12 protein-coding genes are annotated in these 14070 nt (G+C 70.4%); 8 read left to right on the forward strand and 4 right to left on the reverse strand.

Annotated elements, in window-relative coordinates; all coding sequences use genetic code 11:
- The first annotated feature begins 407 nt into the window (after window positions 1-407).
- Together AOK24_RS11165 and leuE are read left to right on the forward strand one after the other, a co-directional pair.
- Window positions 408-1988 carry an acyl-CoA mutase large subunit family protein gene (locus tag AOK24_RS11165; protein ID WP_055719910.1) on the forward strand — a complete coding sequence of 527 codons (1581 nt, stop codon included), beginning with the start codon at window positions 408-410 and terminating at the stop codon, window positions 1986-1988.
- A 108-nt stretch (window positions 1989-2096) separates the two neighbouring features.
- Window positions 2097-2747, forward strand: a complete 651-nt coding sequence (gene leuE / locus AOK24_RS11170; RefSeq protein WP_055719911.1) for a leucine efflux protein LeuE — start codon at window positions 2097-2099, stop codon at window positions 2745-2747.
- 22 nt (window positions 2748-2769) lie between these two features.
- Here leuE and AOK24_RS11175 read toward each other — a convergent pair whose 3' ends face one another.
- The gene (locus tag AOK24_RS11175) at window positions 2770-4095 is read right to left on the reverse strand and encodes an FAD-dependent monooxygenase (RefSeq protein WP_079056762.1); all 1326 of its coding nucleotides are present in this window, start codon (window positions 4093-4095) and stop codon (window positions 2770-2772) included.
- A gap of 75 nt (window positions 4096-4170) precedes the next feature.
- Between AOK24_RS11175 and AOK24_RS11180 the strand changes: the two genes are divergently transcribed.
- Entirely contained in the window at window positions 4171-4818 is a 648-nt protein-coding gene (locus AOK24_RS11180; RefSeq protein ID WP_055719913.1) for a TetR/AcrR family transcriptional regulator C-terminal domain-containing protein, read from the forward strand.
- On the opposite strand, the gene AOK24_RS11185 is transcribed toward AOK24_RS11180, so the two are convergent.
- The 3 genes from AOK24_RS11185 to AOK24_RS11195 all read right to left on the reverse strand — a co-directional run bounded on the left by AOK24_RS11185 (window position 4815) and on the right by AOK24_RS11195 (window position 8364).
- Window positions 4815-5936: an acyltransferase family protein gene (locus tag AOK24_RS11185; RefSeq protein WP_055719914.1), complete on the reverse strand. Its 1122-nt coding sequence runs from the start codon at window positions 5934-5936 to the stop codon at window positions 4815-4817. The two genes, AOK24_RS11180 and AOK24_RS11185, sit on opposite strands and share 4 nt — an antisense overlap.
- Before the next feature lie 125 nt (window positions 5937-6061).
- Window positions 6062-7378 (reverse strand): alpha-2,8-polysialyltransferase family protein, encoded by a 1317-nt coding sequence (locus AOK24_RS11190; protein WP_055719915.1) that lies wholly within the window; start codon window positions 7376-7378, stop codon window positions 6062-6064.
- Window positions 7378-8364 (reverse strand): glycosyltransferase family 2 protein, encoded by a 987-nt coding sequence (locus tag AOK24_RS11195; RefSeq protein ID WP_055719916.1) that lies wholly within the window; start codon window positions 8362-8364, stop codon window positions 7378-7380. The genes AOK24_RS11190 and AOK24_RS11195 overlap by 1 nt, the downstream gene beginning before the upstream one ends.
- A 200-nt stretch (window positions 8365-8564) precedes the next feature.
- Between AOK24_RS11195 and AOK24_RS11200 the strand changes: the two genes are divergently transcribed.
- The 5 genes from AOK24_RS11200 to AOK24_RS52255 all read left to right on the forward strand — a co-directional run.
- Window positions 8565-9875 carry a DUF6716 putative glycosyltransferase gene (locus tag AOK24_RS11200; RefSeq protein WP_420876661.1) on the forward strand — a complete coding sequence of 437 codons (1311 nt, stop codon included), beginning with the start codon at window positions 8565-8567 and terminating at the stop codon, window positions 9873-9875.
- A 44-nt stretch (window positions 9876-9919) separates the two neighbouring features.
- Window positions 9920-11140: an acylneuraminate cytidylyltransferase gene (locus AOK24_RS11205; RefSeq protein ID WP_055719918.1), complete on the forward strand. Its 1221-nt coding sequence runs from the start codon at window positions 9920-9922 to the stop codon at window positions 11138-11140.
- Window positions 11141-11154: 14 nt separating this feature from the next.
- Window positions 11155-12093, forward strand: coding sequence for an N-acetylneuraminate synthase family protein (locus AOK24_RS11210; protein ID WP_055719919.1), 939 nt, complete (start codon window positions 11155-11157; stop codon window positions 12091-12093).
- A gap of 44 nt (window positions 12094-12137) precedes the next feature.
- Window positions 12138-13295 carry a hypothetical protein gene (locus AOK24_RS11215; RefSeq protein WP_055719920.1) on the forward strand — a complete coding sequence of 386 codons (1158 nt, stop codon included), beginning with the start codon at window positions 12138-12140 and terminating at the stop codon, window positions 13293-13295.
- A 265-nt stretch (window positions 13296-13560) separates the two neighbouring features.
- Window positions 13561-14070 (forward strand): MarR family winged helix-turn-helix transcriptional regulator (locus AOK24_RS52255; protein WP_276206831.1); only part of this gene is annotated, 510 nt, incomplete at its 3' end.

Raw genomic sequence — 14070 nt, forward strand, 5'->3', positions numbered from 1 at the left:
GGGGGTAACTCCGGAGGGGGACACGGCGGTGGTACGTACGGCGGTGGCGGTGGCGGTGGCGGCAGTCACAGCGGTGGCGGTCACAGCGGAGGCGGCGGCGCCCGCCCGCACGGCGCCGCACAGCTCCTCGCCTAGCCCTGACCTGCCGTTTTCCGGCGTTCAGAAAAAACTTCTCTGAGGGTGTGACACTTTCCCGCCCCCCGGCGCAGTAACAAGTGAGCCGACTGGTCATCGGCCCTCGCACAGAGCCGGGGTTCCCCCCGTACCTACGGCTCGGTGCACCTGGCGCGGGCGGGACACGTTCCCCCGGTCCCGTCCGCGCCCTCTCCTCCCTCCGCGGGACTCCCGTACACCGCTGGGCCAAGATGGTGCGAAGGCACATCAGCTCGGCGAGAGGCGGCGGCAGCATGACGCGCGAGTCGGAGTCCGGACTCCCCATCGAACCGGTCTACGGACCGGAGGCACTCGCGGACTGGGACCCGGCGCGCAAGCTGGGGGTACCCGGGGAGTACCCGTACACCCGGGGCGTGTACCCGTCGATGTACACCGGCCGCCCCTGGACGATGCGCCAGTACGCCGGCTTCGGCACGGCCGTGGAGTCCAACGCCCGCTACCGCCACCTCATCGCCAACGGCACGACGGGCCTGTCCGTCGCCTTCGACCTCCCCACGCAGATGGGCCACGACTCGGACGCCCCGATCGCCTCCGGCGAGGTCGGCAAGGTGGGCGTCGCCATCGACTCCGTGGACGACATGAAGGTGCTGTTCGACGGCATCCCCCTGGACCAGGTGTCGACGTCGATGACGATCAACGCCCCCGCCGCGCTGCTCCTGTTGATGTACCAGCTCGTCGCGGAGGAACAGGGCGTCGAGGCGGGCGCGCTGACGGGGACGATCCAGAACGACGTACTCAAGGAGTACATCGCGCGGGGGACGTACATCTTCCCGCCCAAGCCGTCCCTGAGGCTGACCGCCGACATCTTCAAGTACTGCCGGGCCGAGATCCCGAGGTGGAACACGATCTCGATCTCCGGGTACCACATGGCGGAGGCGGGCGCGAGCCCCGCGCAGGAGATCGCGTTCACGCTGGCCGACGGGATCGAGTACGTCCGTACGGCGGTCGCCGCCGGCATGGACGTCGACGACTTCGCGCCCCGCCTCTCGTTCTTCTTCGTCGCGCGGACGACGATCCTGGAGGAGGTCGCCAAGTTCCGTGCGGCACGGCGCATTTGGGCCCGCGTGATGAAGGAGGAGTTCGGCGCGGAGAACCCCAAGTCCCTGATGCTGAGGTTCCACACACAGACCGCCGGCGTCCAACTCACCGCGCAGCAGCCCGAGGTGAATATCGTCCGGGTCGCCGTACAGGCCCTCGGCGCGGTGTTCGGCGGCACCCAGTCCCTGCACACCAACTCCTTCGACGAGGCCATCGCCCTGCCGACCGACAAGAGCGCGCGCCTCGCGCTGCGGACCCAGCAGGTGCTGGCGTACGAGACCGACGTGACCGCCACCGTCGACCCCTTCGCCGGGTCGTACGTCGTCGAGCGGATGACGGACGACGTCGAGGCCGCCGCGCTCGAACTCATGGGCAAGGTCGAGGAGTTGGGCGGGGCCGTTGCCGCGATCGAGCACGGGTTCCAGAAGGGCGAGATCGAGCGCAGCGCGTACCGGATCGCGCGGGAGCAGGACGCCGGGGAGCGGGTCGTCGTCGGCGTCAACCGGTTCCGCCTCGACGAGGAGGAGCCGTACGAGCCGCTGCGCGTCGACCCGGCGATCGAGGCGCAACAGGCGCGCAGGCTCGCGGAGTTGAGGGCGGGCCGGGACCAAGCGGCGGTGGACGCGGCGCTGGACGCGCTGCGGAAGGCGGCGTCGGGGGAGGACAACGTGCTGTACCCGATGCGGGAGGCGCTGCGGGCGAGGGCGACGGTGGGCGAGGTGTGCGACGCGCTGCGGGAGGTGTGGGGGACGTACGTCCCCACGGACGCGTTCTGAATTGGCGCCGGGCACCCGGAAGGTCCCGACCGACGCGTTCTGAACCGGCGCCGGGCACCCGGAAGCGCCCGGTGCCTCACCCTCGTACCCGCATGTCACACTCGGTCCATGCTTGGTGTCATAGATCTCCCCACCTACCTGATCGGCCTGCTGGCGATCGTCCTGCTGCCGGGGCCCAACTCGCTGTACGTCCTCTCCGTCGCCGCCCGGCGCGGGGTCCGCGCCGGGTACACCGCGGCGGCCGGCGTCTGGTGCGGGGACACCGTGCTGATGACGCTCTCCGCCGCAGGCGTCGCCTCGCTGCTCCAGGGGAACGCGCTGCTGTTCGGGATCGTGAAGTACGCCGGCGCCGGATACCTGAGCTGGCTCGCGGTCGGGATGCTGCGGGCCGCGTGGGGGATGTGGCGGGCGCGGCGGACGGCGGAGCAGGAGACAACTCCCGTCGCTGCGAAGGGAGATGAGCGGCCGTTCCGGCGGGCGTTCGTCGTGAGCCTGCTCAACCCGAAGGCGATCCTGTTCTTCATCGCCTTCTTCGTGCAGTTCGTCGACCCCGGATACGCCTACCCCGCGCTGTCGTTCGTGGTGCTCGGCACGTTCGCGCAGGCCTTCAGCGTGCTGTACCTGAGCGCGCTGATCTTCGGCGGTACGAAGCTGGCGACGGCGTTCCGGCGTCGCAAGAGGCTTGCGGCGGGGGCGACTTCGGCGGCGGGGGCGCTGTTCCTGGGGTTCGCGGTGAAGCTGTCGTTGGCCGGCGCGTGAGGGGGGTGGGCGCCGGGTGAGTTCAGGCGCCGACCTGTGCCGCGTATTCGGCCAGGCCCTCGCGCGTCGGCCCGGACCAGCCGACGTACCCGTCCGGGCGGACGAGGAACACGCCCTCGGCGAGGGTGAGTTCGGTCCAGTCGGGGCCCTGGACGAGGGCGTGGAGGTCGGTGCCGTCGAGAGTGCGGGGGACGCGGTCGCCGGCCCGCAGCCCCTGAGTCGTCCCCTGTGACAGGCTCGACTCCCGGTAGTTCAGGTCCAGTTGGCGGGTGGACCGGCCGCGCCGCGCCTCGGAGCGGGCGATGGCCGTCGACAGGCCCAGCATGTCGGCGGCGACGGCCCTGCGCTCCTCCTCGTACGTGTCGAGGAGGCTCGGCGGGGCGCCCTTGAGGACCGCGCCGAGTTTCCAGCCGAGGTTGTAGGCGTCCTGGACGCTGGTGTTGAGGCCCTGGCCGCCCGCCGGAGTGTGGATGTGCGCGGCGTCGCCCGCGAGGAAGACCCGGCCGGCGCGGAAGCGGTCGGCGAGGGCGGTGCGGGGGACGAAGGCCGAGGACCAGGTCAGGTCGGTCGCGCCGGAGAGGTGGGTGCGGGCGCGCAGGAGGTCGTTCACGGTATTCAGGGTGACCGTCTCCAACGGGCCCTCGGCGCCGGTGACTTGGGCGACGAGCTGGAAGTGGTCCGTCCTCGCGACAGGGCAGATCGCGAGGAAGCCGGTGCCCTCCTCCGCCGGCGGGAACATGTGCCAGTGCGTGCGGCTGAGGCCGGGAACGCGGACGTCCGCGACGACGATCGGGTCGGGGGAGAGGGTCTCGCCGCCGGCCAGGCCGATGCCGAGGGCCCGGCGCAGAGTCGAGCGTCCGCCGTCCGCCGCGACGACGTACCGGGCGCGGATCTCCGTACCTCCGGTGAAGGTGACGGTCGCGCCGGCGTCGTCCTGTGCGAGGGCCAACGCCTCCTTGTCGAACGCCACTTGGCCGCCGAGGGCGCGCAGGCGGTCGTACAGGATCTCCTGGGTGCGCCACTGGGGGATCATCCAGGGTTCGGTGAAGCGGGTGCCCTCGTCCTCCTCGACGGGGTCGAACATCGGGCGTTCGCCCAGCTGTTCGCCGTTCCGCCAGGTCATCGTCGTGGGGTAGGGGCCGCCCGCCGCGAGGATCTCTGCCGCGACGCCGAGGTCCTCGAAGACCTCCAGGGTACGGGGCTGGAGGCCCTTGCCGCGGGAGCCGGGGGAGAGGGCCGGGCCCCTCTCGGCGACCAGGGCGGCGACGCCCCTGCGGGCCAGGTCGATGCCGAGGGTCAGGCCGGTGGGGCCCGCGCCGATGATCAGGACGTCGGTGTGCTGCACGATCGTCTCCTTAACGTCGTTAAGTGACTACGTCCATGAGGGTGCCCTTAACGTTGTTAAGGTGTCAAGCTGTTTCCCGTGACGACCGAACGCCGTGCCCCCCTCGACCGCACCCGGGTCGCCGAGACCGCGCTCGCCCTGTTGAACGACGTCGGGCTCGACGGGCTCACGCTGCGGGCCATCGCCAAGGAGCTGGACGTCAAGGCGCCCGCGCTGTACTGGCATTTCAAGGACAAGCAGGCGTTGCTCGACGAGATGGCGACCGTGATGTTCCGGCGGATGGAGGCGGGGGTCGTCCTCGACGCGGATTCCTGGCAGGAGCGGATACGGGGGGCGTGTGTTGCCCTGCGGGGTGCGCTGCTGTCGTACCGGGACGGGGCGAAGGTGTTCAGCGGGTCACGGTTCACCGGGACGGAGCATGGGGCGCGGATGGAGGAGAACCTGCGGTTTTTTGTCGACGCGGGGTTCTCTTTGGCCGACGGGGTGCGGGCGTACACCACCGCTACGAGCTACACCGTCGGGTTCGTGATCGAGGAGCAAGGGGTTGTACCCCTGCCCGGGGAGCGGCGGGAGGGGTACGACGTGGAGGAGCGGGCGCGGAGGATGGCGGAGTTTCCGCTGGCCGCGGCGGCGGGGGCGGAGATTTTCGCGGACTATGACCGGCACTTCGCGGAGGGCTTGGAGATCATCATCGACGGCGTCGCGGCACGGTACGGAAAGCGTTAGCGCGCCTTCAGCAACGCCGTACGCAGTTTCGGTGTGAACGGCTTCTCGATGAACCTGTAGATCAAGTACGCCAGCCCCAGCATCCCTCCCACCGTCAAGAAGAACGTCGGGATCGCCGGGATGTCCAGCTTCCTGTGCAGGGTCCAGATCACCACCCAGCCCAGGTGTTCGTGCAGCAGGTAGAACGGGTACGTCAGTGCCCCCGCCACCGTCAGCCACTTCCAGTTCGCCCAGTTCAGCCAACCGAGGGCGATCGCGGCGACCGCGATGAAGCCGAACGCGACGATCGCGACGATGCCGAACGTCGTGCGGTGGGCGAAGGCGTTGGGGTCGGAGGCGTTCCAGAGGTCCTTGACGGCGTAGTGCTGGCCGATGAGGAAGCCGGCGGCGGCGAGGCCCCAGGCGTAGATGTCGTGGCGGTCGCGGTGGACGAGGTAGAGGCCCATGCCGCCGATGAAGTAGGGGGCGTACTCGGGCATGACGACCAGGTCGAGGAACGGCAGGTGGGAGGCCTGGGCGATGGGGATGGCGAAGAGCCAGCCGATGGAGAACATCAGGACGCGGCGGCGGTTGGCGCCGGGGATGACGACGAGGAGCGCGAAGAGGGCGTAGAAGCGGATCTCGACCCAGAGGGTCCAGCAGACGCCGAGGACGCGCTCCGCGCCGATCGGCTGTTGCAGGAGCGTGAAGTTGATCAGCGCGTCGCTCGGCGAGACCCCCTTGAAGGGGACGGCGGGCAGCGCCATCACGACGACGAGCAGGGCGACGGCGAACCAGTACGCGGGCATGAGCCGCGAGACGCGGGACGCGAAGAACGACTGGAGGGACCGCCCCCAGCCGCTCATGCAGATCACGAACCCGCTGATGACGAAGAAGACCTGGACACCGAGACAGCCGTACGTCGCGAACTGGTGCAGCGTCGGGAACTCGGTCTTCGGCGAGGCACCCCACGACGTGGAGACCTGCGCGCCGCGCCCCGCGTAGTGGTACAGGGCGACCATGAGCGCGGCCACGAGCCGCAGCCCGTCGAGGGCGCGCAGCCGGTTCACCCGAGGCGGCTTGGGCGCCGCTATCTGCTCCGCCGGGGGCTCCGTGGTTCTTACGGCCGTCTCGGTCACGCTGGTATCCCTCGTACGGGAGAGGTGGTCAAGGGGGATGGTAGGGCGCCGGATCGGCACGTTCGGGCGAGGAACGGACGCTGCGCCCACTCGTCGCCGAATGTTCATCCCGGCGCCCTGCCGGGTTACTTCTTCACGGACTTCTTCAGCGCGCGGGCCCGCCGTACGACCCTGCGCGCGGTGGCGTTGCGGGGCAGGAACGCGAGGCGGGCCGGGATGCCGCCGGGCAGGCCGAGGGCGGTGAGCCGGCGGCGGCGGAAGAAGCGCTGGGTGCGCGGGGTGAGGCGGGTGCTCAGGTACTTCTCCGCCACGGGCCGCAGGTGCGGGTAGATCTGGGCCTGCATGACGAAGCCCATCGTCTCCAACAGGTCATCGATGGCGACGGGTTGGTCCTTGCCCTCCAGGTCGGGCAGCAGCGCGTCCGCGAGGATCACCGGTACGCGGTTGCTGTTCTGGAAGGGGACGAGCCGCTCCAGCATCAGCGGGGTGCCGACGCGCGCGACGGGGATACCGTAGAACTCCTTCGCCGTGAACAGGGCGGTGGAGAAGCAGCCCACGACCAGGGCAGGTTCGGCGGTCGCGAACAGCACCTCCGCGAGGACCGGGGTGTCCAGCACCAGGAGATCCGCGCCGAGTTCCTTCGCCGCCGCCTCAAGTGCCGTGCTGTACCCGGCCGGTGCGGAGGGGTGCGGCTTGAACGCGATCGAGGTGTGCCCCTTGGCGACCGCGCCGCGCAACATGCGTACGTGCAGGGCCTCTTCCTCCTCGACGGTGAGGATGTCGAGGGCGGCGAGGTACTGGCCCAGCAGCAGCGCCGAGTTGTCCGGCAGACGCGGCAACTCCTCGGCGGTGTCCGTGATCTCGCCGAGCACCTTGAGGAACGCGTCCGTCGGCACGATCTCGGCGGGGACACCGAACTCCGTGAGGACCAGCGGGACTTCGCCGGGGACCAGGTCGAGGTGCAGGACCCGGCGGACCCGGGTGCCGATCAGCGGGTCGACCTTGTTGCGGGTCGGGCCGTACGTCATCAGGCCGTCCGCGTACACGTCGACGGGGGCGCCGAAGAAGCAGGCGGCGATCGCCTGGGCCGGGTTGACCTGGAGGGACTCCAGGACGATCTCGATCCGGTCGTCGCCGAGGTTCCACAGCATCCGCAGGTACCGCTCGAACAGCACGGTGTCGTCGGCGCGCGGCGACCAGGTGCTCGGGTGGAACGGGCTGATCGCTTCGTTCCAGGACAGCACCCCGTCGAACCGTCGGCGCAGCGGCGCGAACCCCGGCATCGCCTCCAACGTGTCCACCGTTTCAGGGGCGTTGGCGTTGTTGCACACCAGCAGCAGCCGGCGGTCCGCCGCCGGGAACGCGTCCGAGTCCATCGCGGCGGCGATGGTCGCGACGCCGTACAGCGTGGAGGCGACGTAGATCTGGGTCGTGCGGGGCATCAGGCAGCCGCCTTCGCTGTCGTGACCTTGCGGCGCAGCCGCCGCAGCTTGGCGGAGCGCTCGATGTCCATGGTGTCGAGCACGTCCGTGAGGAGTTCCTGCGGCAGCCGCTGCATGGCGGCGGCGCTGCGCACCCGCAGCAGTTTGGCCACCGGAGGCTCGAACTTCTCGATCTCCGACAGGTGGTGGGCGATGATCGCGAGGTACGTGCGGACCGCCTTCGGCAGCAGCCTGTCCGCGTCCGGGTCCTTCGAGGTCTCCTCGATCACCTGGTCGAAGGCGCGGATGAAGTCCAGCTGGCGCACATCCCCGATCTGCGTCAGGGAGTTGGCGACGCCGCGCCGGTAGAAGATGCCGTGCAGGTCGGCCACCGCGAACGACTCGGCCTCGCGGTGCAGCTTCCAGATCCAGGGCCGGTCCTCGGCGGTGCGCAGCCCGTCCGTGAAGTGCAGCAGCCCCTGGTCGACGAGGCGGCGGTGGTAGACGCCGGCCCACGCGTACGGGTAGTCGACCGAGGTCGAGCGGTCCGGCGGCAGGATCGAGTCGCGGGGGTTCAGGACCACGTTCCGGCGGCCCTCGGGGTGGCGGAAGACCGCGCGGGCGCGGGCCGTCGTCTGCACATGATCCACCCGGACGAAATCACAGCCGAGTTTCTCGATCGAATCGACCAATTCGGCCAGAAAACCGCGCGCGTACCAGTCGTCGCCGTCGAGAAATGTCAGATATTCACCGCGCGCCACATTCAGTCCGTTATTACGGGCGGTGGCCAGTCCGCCGTTCTTCTCGGGGCGGACGACCTGCACCTGGGAGACCTTCCCGAGGGTTTCGGCCGCGCGTTCCAGAACGGCCGCGGTGTCGTCCTTCGACTTGTCGTCGACAAGGACGAACTCGAAATCCTCGCGCGCGTTCGCCTGGAGGCTTCTGAGGGTGTCCAGTACGAGGTGCTGCACGTTGTAACAGGGCACGATCACGGAGAGCTTGGGCACCTGGGTGAGCCTAGGAGGCGGCGCGGCGGGGGAGGCGTCCGGAAGCTGTACGGGCGGTGAACTCGATGCGTCGGGAATGTGCATCCTGGCTGCTTTCCATGATTCCACGGCCCAGTTGGCCGCTCGGTAGGGTGCTGTTCACTTTTTGTTGAGTCTTGGTTTTCGCGATGCCGGATTTTGCATTACTAGTCTCTCCTGCTGTGCCACCACGTACTTCGACACCCCTCAGGATCGCCGTCCTCGCGGACTCCGACACCCGCTGGAAATGGGGAGCACGCACCGCCCGGCGCATCGCTCCCGACAGCGGCCCGGAACCCATTCTGGACGGTTATCTGCTGCGCGGACGCGCGACCCCCACACCCCGGCAGCTCGCCGAGGTGGGGATCGCCGCGGACTCGCTGCGCGAGGTCACGGCCGTCGAGTTCCTGCGCGCGATGGCCGCCGAGAAGTACGACGTCCTGGTCTTGTCGCTCGTCGGCGGCGGCGTGCAGGCCATGCTCCACGGCCTGGGGCGCGTCTGGGCGGACGGGCCGCGCCCCGTCGTCGTCACCGGGTACGTCGGTGTCGTCTACGAGAAGCTCGCCGACGGCCTCCTCCTGCGCCACGGCGCGGACCTCGTCCTCGCCAACTCCCGCCAGGACGCGGACCGTTTCAAGGCCGTGTACGACGGGGTCGGCGCCGACTCCTCGGCGGTGACCGAAGTCGCCCTGCCGTTCCTGGGGGGCGCGCCCTACACGGGTGAACACCAGCCGTACACCGTGGTGTTCGCCGCGCAGCCCTCCGTGCCGGAGAGCCGCAAGGACCGCACCTACCTGCTGGACCGGCTGGTCCAGCACGCCCGGCTGCACCCGAACCGCGAGGTGCTGCTCAAGCTGCGCTCCAAGCCGGGTGAACACACCACCCACATCGAGGAGTTGCCCTACCAGAAGCTCGCCCAGCGCCAGGACCTGCCGGCCAACTTCCGGCTGGTGTACGGGAACATGGGCGAGGTCCTCGACCGCACCGACCTGCTGGTCACCATCAGCTCCACGGCCGCGCTCGAATCGCTCCACCGCCGTATCCCGACCGTCGTCCTCACCGACCTCGGCATCCGGGAGTCCCTCGGCAACCACCACTTCGTCGGCTCCGGGTGCCTCGCGTCCTGGGAGCAACTCGACGCCGGGCACCGGCCGGTGGCGGACGAGGAGTGGGTGTCCCGGCAAGGTGTCTGCGCCGACGGCAGCTACGAGAACGCCTTCGACGCGGCCCGCGAGCGGATCGCCAAGCTCCTCGACCGATCCCAACTCCCGCCGCTCCAGCCGTACTACACGCAGGCCACCGCGCCGGGCTACCTCCCCGGCATCCTCGCCCGCCACCACCTCGGCCCGGACGGCTCGCCGTTGCCGGGTGCGCCGGCCGCCGACAAGACGCCGGGGCCCGTCCGCCAGATCGTCCGCCGCGCCGCCCGGGGTGCCTACCGGCACGGGGTGCAGCGCGTGGCGCCGGTGATCCGGCGGATGGGCGAGCTGTGAGCCGCGCGGTGGTGTCCCCAGAATCCGTACAAGGAGTCCACTCCATGTCCAACTCGCAAGCGACGCAAGGCGGTTCACCGCGCCGGGTGCTTGCCGTGATCCCCGCGCGGGGTGGCTCCAAGGGCGTTCCCGCGAAGAACCTCGCGCCGGTCGGGGGCGTGCCGCTGGTGGCGAGAGCGGTGCGGGAGTGCCTGGCCGCGCGGCTCGTCACGGACGTGGTCGTGTCGACCGACGATCACAGCATCGCCGCCGCCGCGCGCGAGGCCGGGGCCGAGGTCGTCCTGCGGCCCGCCGTCATCGCCGGAGACACCGCGACCTCCGAGGCGGCCGTCCTGCACGCGATGGACGCGCACGAGGCGGCGCACGGCGCGCCCGTGGACGTCGTCCTGCTCGTGCAGTGCACCAGCCCGTTCGTGATCCGCGAGGACGTCGAGGGGGTCGCCGCGGCCGTCGTCGAGAAGGGCGCCGACACCGCCGTGACGGTCGCCGCGTTCCACGGGTTCGTGTGGCGCGAGGAGACCGAGGGCGGGCAGGGCGTCAACCACGACAAGGCGTACCGGCCCCGCCGCCAGGACCGGCCGCAGGACTTCCTGGAGACCGGCGCCGCGTACGCGATGGACGCCGCCGGGTTCCGTACGCACAACCACCGCTTCTTCGGCCGTACCGAACTCGTCCGCACCGACCCCGCACGGGTGTTGGAGATCGACGACCCCCACGACCTCGCGCGCGCACGGGCGTTGGCGCCCCTCTTCGACTCCGAGCGGGCCGGCGGGCTGCCGACCGGCGTCGAAGTCGACGCCGTCGTCATCGACTTCGACGGGACGCAGACCGACGACCGGGTCATGATCGACCAGGACGGCCGGGAGTTCGTCTCCGTGCACCGGGGCGACGGACTCGGCATCGCCGCCCTGCGCCGCAGCGGCAAGAAGCTGCTCATCCTCTCCACCGAACAGAACCCCGTGGTCGCCGCCCGCGCCCGCAAGCTCAAGATCCCCGTCCTGCACGGCATCGACCGCAAGGACCTCGCGCTCAAGCAGTGGTGCGAGGAACAGGGCATCTCGCCCGAGCGCGTCCTCTACGCCGGCAACGACGTCAACGACCTTCCCTGCTTCGCCCTCGTCGGCTGGCCGGTGGCTGTCGCCAGCGCCCACGACGTCGTCCGGGGCGCCGCCCGCGCGGTCACCGCCACAGCCGGCGGCGACGGAGCGATCCGCGAGATCGCCGGCTGGCTCCTCGGACCCTCGCTCGACACCCTCACCCAGTAAGGAAACACCCCGCCATGAGCACCAACTCCCGTATCCGCCACTTCGGTTCGCGCGAGGCCGGCCCCGGCCGCCCCGTCTACATCTGCGGCGAGATCGGCATCAACCACAACGGTGAGCTCGACAACGCGTTCAAGCTGATCGACGCCGCCGCCGAAGCCGGCTGCGACGCCGTCAAGTTCCAGAAGCGCACGCCCGAGATCTGCACGCCGCGCGACCAGTGGGACATCGAGCGGGACACCCCCTGGGGCCGGATGACGTACATCGACTACCGCCACCGTGTCGAGTTCGGCGAGGACGAGTACCGCAAGATCGACGACTACTGCAAGGAGAAGGGGATCGCCTGGTTCGCGTCCCCGTGGGACACCGAGGCCGTCGCCTTCCTGGAGAAGTTCGACGTCCCCGCCCACAAGGTCGCGAGCGCCTCGCTGACGGACGACGAGCTGCTGCGCGCCCTGCGCTCCACCGGCCGTACGGTCATCCTCTCCACCGGCATGTCCACCCCGAAGCAGATCCGCCACGCGGTGGAGGTCCTCGGCTCGGACAACATCCTTCTCTGCCACGCCACTTCGACCTACCCGGCGAAGGCGGAGGAGCTGAACCTGCGCGTCATCAACACCCTCCAGGCCGAGTACCCCAACGTCCCGATCGGCTACTCCGGCCACGAGACGGGCCTCCAGACCACGCTGGCCGCCGTCGCCCTCGGCGCGACCTTCGTCGAGCGCCACATCACCCTCGACCGCGCGATGTGGGGCTCCGACCAGGCCGCCTCCGTCGAGCCCGGCGGCCTCACGCGCCTCGTCCGCGACATCCGCACCATCGAGGAGTCCCTCGGCGACGGCGTCAAGAAGGTCTACGACTCCGAGCTCGGCCCCATGAAGAAGCTCCGCCGCGTCACCGGCGTCATCGCCGAGGCCGAGATCGCGGACGCCGCGGGCGAGCCCCTCACCGTCTGACCCCTGTGCCCCGCTACGCCTTACGACGGATTGGCCGTACGAGGATGACCCCGCGCGCCGACACGCCCACGACTCTCGCGTTCGTCGAGAGCCCGGTGCAGCTGCTCAACGTCCTGGAGTGGGCGCACGCCCGTGGCCCGGGCGCGGGGCAGGGCGAACCGTCATACGCGGGCCCCGCTTCCGGCACCGATGGGGTGCCGGGGGCGGGCGCGGAGTCGTCCGGCGTGGCGGAGGGTGTCGAGGACGGGCTCGTGCTCGTTGTGCTTGCGCCCAACGACCCCATGACCCGGGGGCAGTTGAGGCGGATGGCCGAACTCGCCCGGGAGGAAGGGCATGTGGTGCGGTGGGAGGAGGCGCGTGGGGGAACTGCCGCTCCCTTCCGGACCGTTGGGGGGTTGTCGCGGCTGTTGCGCAGGGCGCGGCGGGTCGTCATGGGGGATCCCTTCTCCCGGTACGTGCAGTTGCTGCTGACCATCACCAAGGCTCCCGAACTCGTCGTTGTCGACGACGGCACCGCCACGATGGAGTTCGTCGGGCAACTCGCCCGGGGGGAACGGCTCGTGCGGTGGCACCGCAAGGGAGGCCGGCCCGGTCCGCGTGACCTCGTCTTCGCGCCGGTGTCCTCCTCCGCCCGGCGCCGCCTCACCCCCTCCGCGCGGCGGCGCGTCGAGGTGTTCTCGGCGATGCCCATCGAGGACGCGCCCGAGGGCGTGCGGATCACGGAGAACGCGTTCGCGTGGACCCGCGCCCGCTTCGGGCCGCCGACCGTCACCAAGGGCGCCGACATGGTCGGAACGTCCCTCGTGGAGACGGGAGTCGTGGACGAGGAGCGGTATCTGGAAGCCGTCCAGAACCTGGCCAGGACCCACGGCGTGACCCGTTACTTCGCCCACCGCCGGGAGTCCACGGAGAAGCTCCACCGCCTCCAGACCGAGTCCGGCCTGGAGATCGTCCGCCCCGAACTCCCCCTCGAACTCATCGCCCGGCGCGGCCCGATCGGCCGTACGATCCTGAGCTTCCCCTCAACTGTCGTGCACACCCTGCCGATTGCCCTCGTCGGCACGGGCGTCCGCGTCACCGTCTGCGACATCGACCCCGAGTGGCTGACGACCAACGCGTCGCCCCGGGCCCAGGGGTTCCTGTCGGGGGTGACCGGCACGGCACGGGACGTACACCGGCTGGCGTCGGTGAGCGTGGTCTGACGGGACGTCAACATGCAGGTGTCGAAGGGGAGTTGCCCCTACGGTGGAAGCGCGGCCCGGCGTTTCCCGCGAGCGTGACCCGGTCGGCGGGCTCGGCCCTGGCCCGCGCTGTCACTTCCTCGGACTTGTGCGCCCGCGCCCCTGATGTGGATGCTGCGGTGAGGGACGTCCCGTCGGGGAACGAGGGGTGGAGAGCGCATGGACGAGAACGCGCCGGCGAGATATCCGCGGGTGCGGGGCGCGCTGCGGTGGGCGGTGAGGAACCGTGGATGACTCCCCGGTGGCGCCCGGTGTGGAGTCCGGCGACGTCGTGTCCGTCGTGATGGCCGCGTCCCGGCTGGTCATGGGGATCTCGGCACGGGCGCTCGCCGAGGTCGACGAGTCCCTGTCGCTGGCCCAACTGCGGACGCTGGTCGCGCTGGAGGGGTGCGGTCCCGTCAAACTGGCCGTGCTGGCCGAGGTGTTGGGCGTGAACTCCTCCACCGCCCTGCGGTCCGTGATGCGGCTGGAACAGGCGGGGCTCGTCGACCGCCGCGCCAGCGAGGTCAGCCGCCGCGAGGTCGTCCTCCGCCTCACCGGACGCGGCGAGGACCTCGTGCGGCAGGTGCTGGACCACCGCCGCCGCGAGGTCGAGAAACTGGTCGAGGGGGTACCGCCGAGGGTCCGGGCCGGGCTGGTGGAGGGGTTGCGGGCGCTGCTGGAGACGGCGGGGGACAGGTCGATCGTGATCCCGGGAGCGGCGGAGGAGTTCAGGGCCTGTCTCTTCTTCACATCT

The sequence above is a fragment of the Streptomyces niveiscabiei genome (assembly GCF_001419795.1).
GTDB classification, from domain to species: Bacteria; Actinomycetota; Actinomycetes; order Streptomycetales; family Streptomycetaceae; genus Streptomyces; species Streptomyces niveiscabiei.

Excerpts from the sequence above, each read along its gene's own strand:
- AOK24_RS11165 (WP_055719910.1), top strand. The coding sequence starts at position 408 with ATGACGCGCGAGTCGGAGTCCGGACTCCCCATCGAACCGGTCTACGGA.
- AOK24_RS11205 (WP_055719918.1), top strand. The coding sequence starts at position 9,920 with ATGTCCAACTCGCAAGCGACGCAAGGCGGTTCACCGCGCCGGGTGCTT.
- AOK24_RS11215 (WP_055719920.1), top strand. The coding sequence starts at position 12,138 with ATGACCCCGCGCGCCGACACGCCCACGACTCTCGCGTTCGTCGAGAGC.
- AOK24_RS11190 (WP_055719915.1), bottom strand. The coding sequence starts at position 7,378 with ATGCCCCGCACGACCCAGATCTACGTCGCCTCCACGCTGTACGGCGTC.
- leuE (WP_055719911.1), top strand. The coding sequence starts at position 2,097 with ATGCTTGGTGTCATAGATCTCCCCACCTACCTGATCGGCCTGCTGGCG.
- AOK24_RS11210 (WP_055719919.1), top strand. The coding sequence starts at position 11,155 with ATGAGCACCAACTCCCGTATCCGCCACTTCGGTTCGCGCGAGGCCGGC.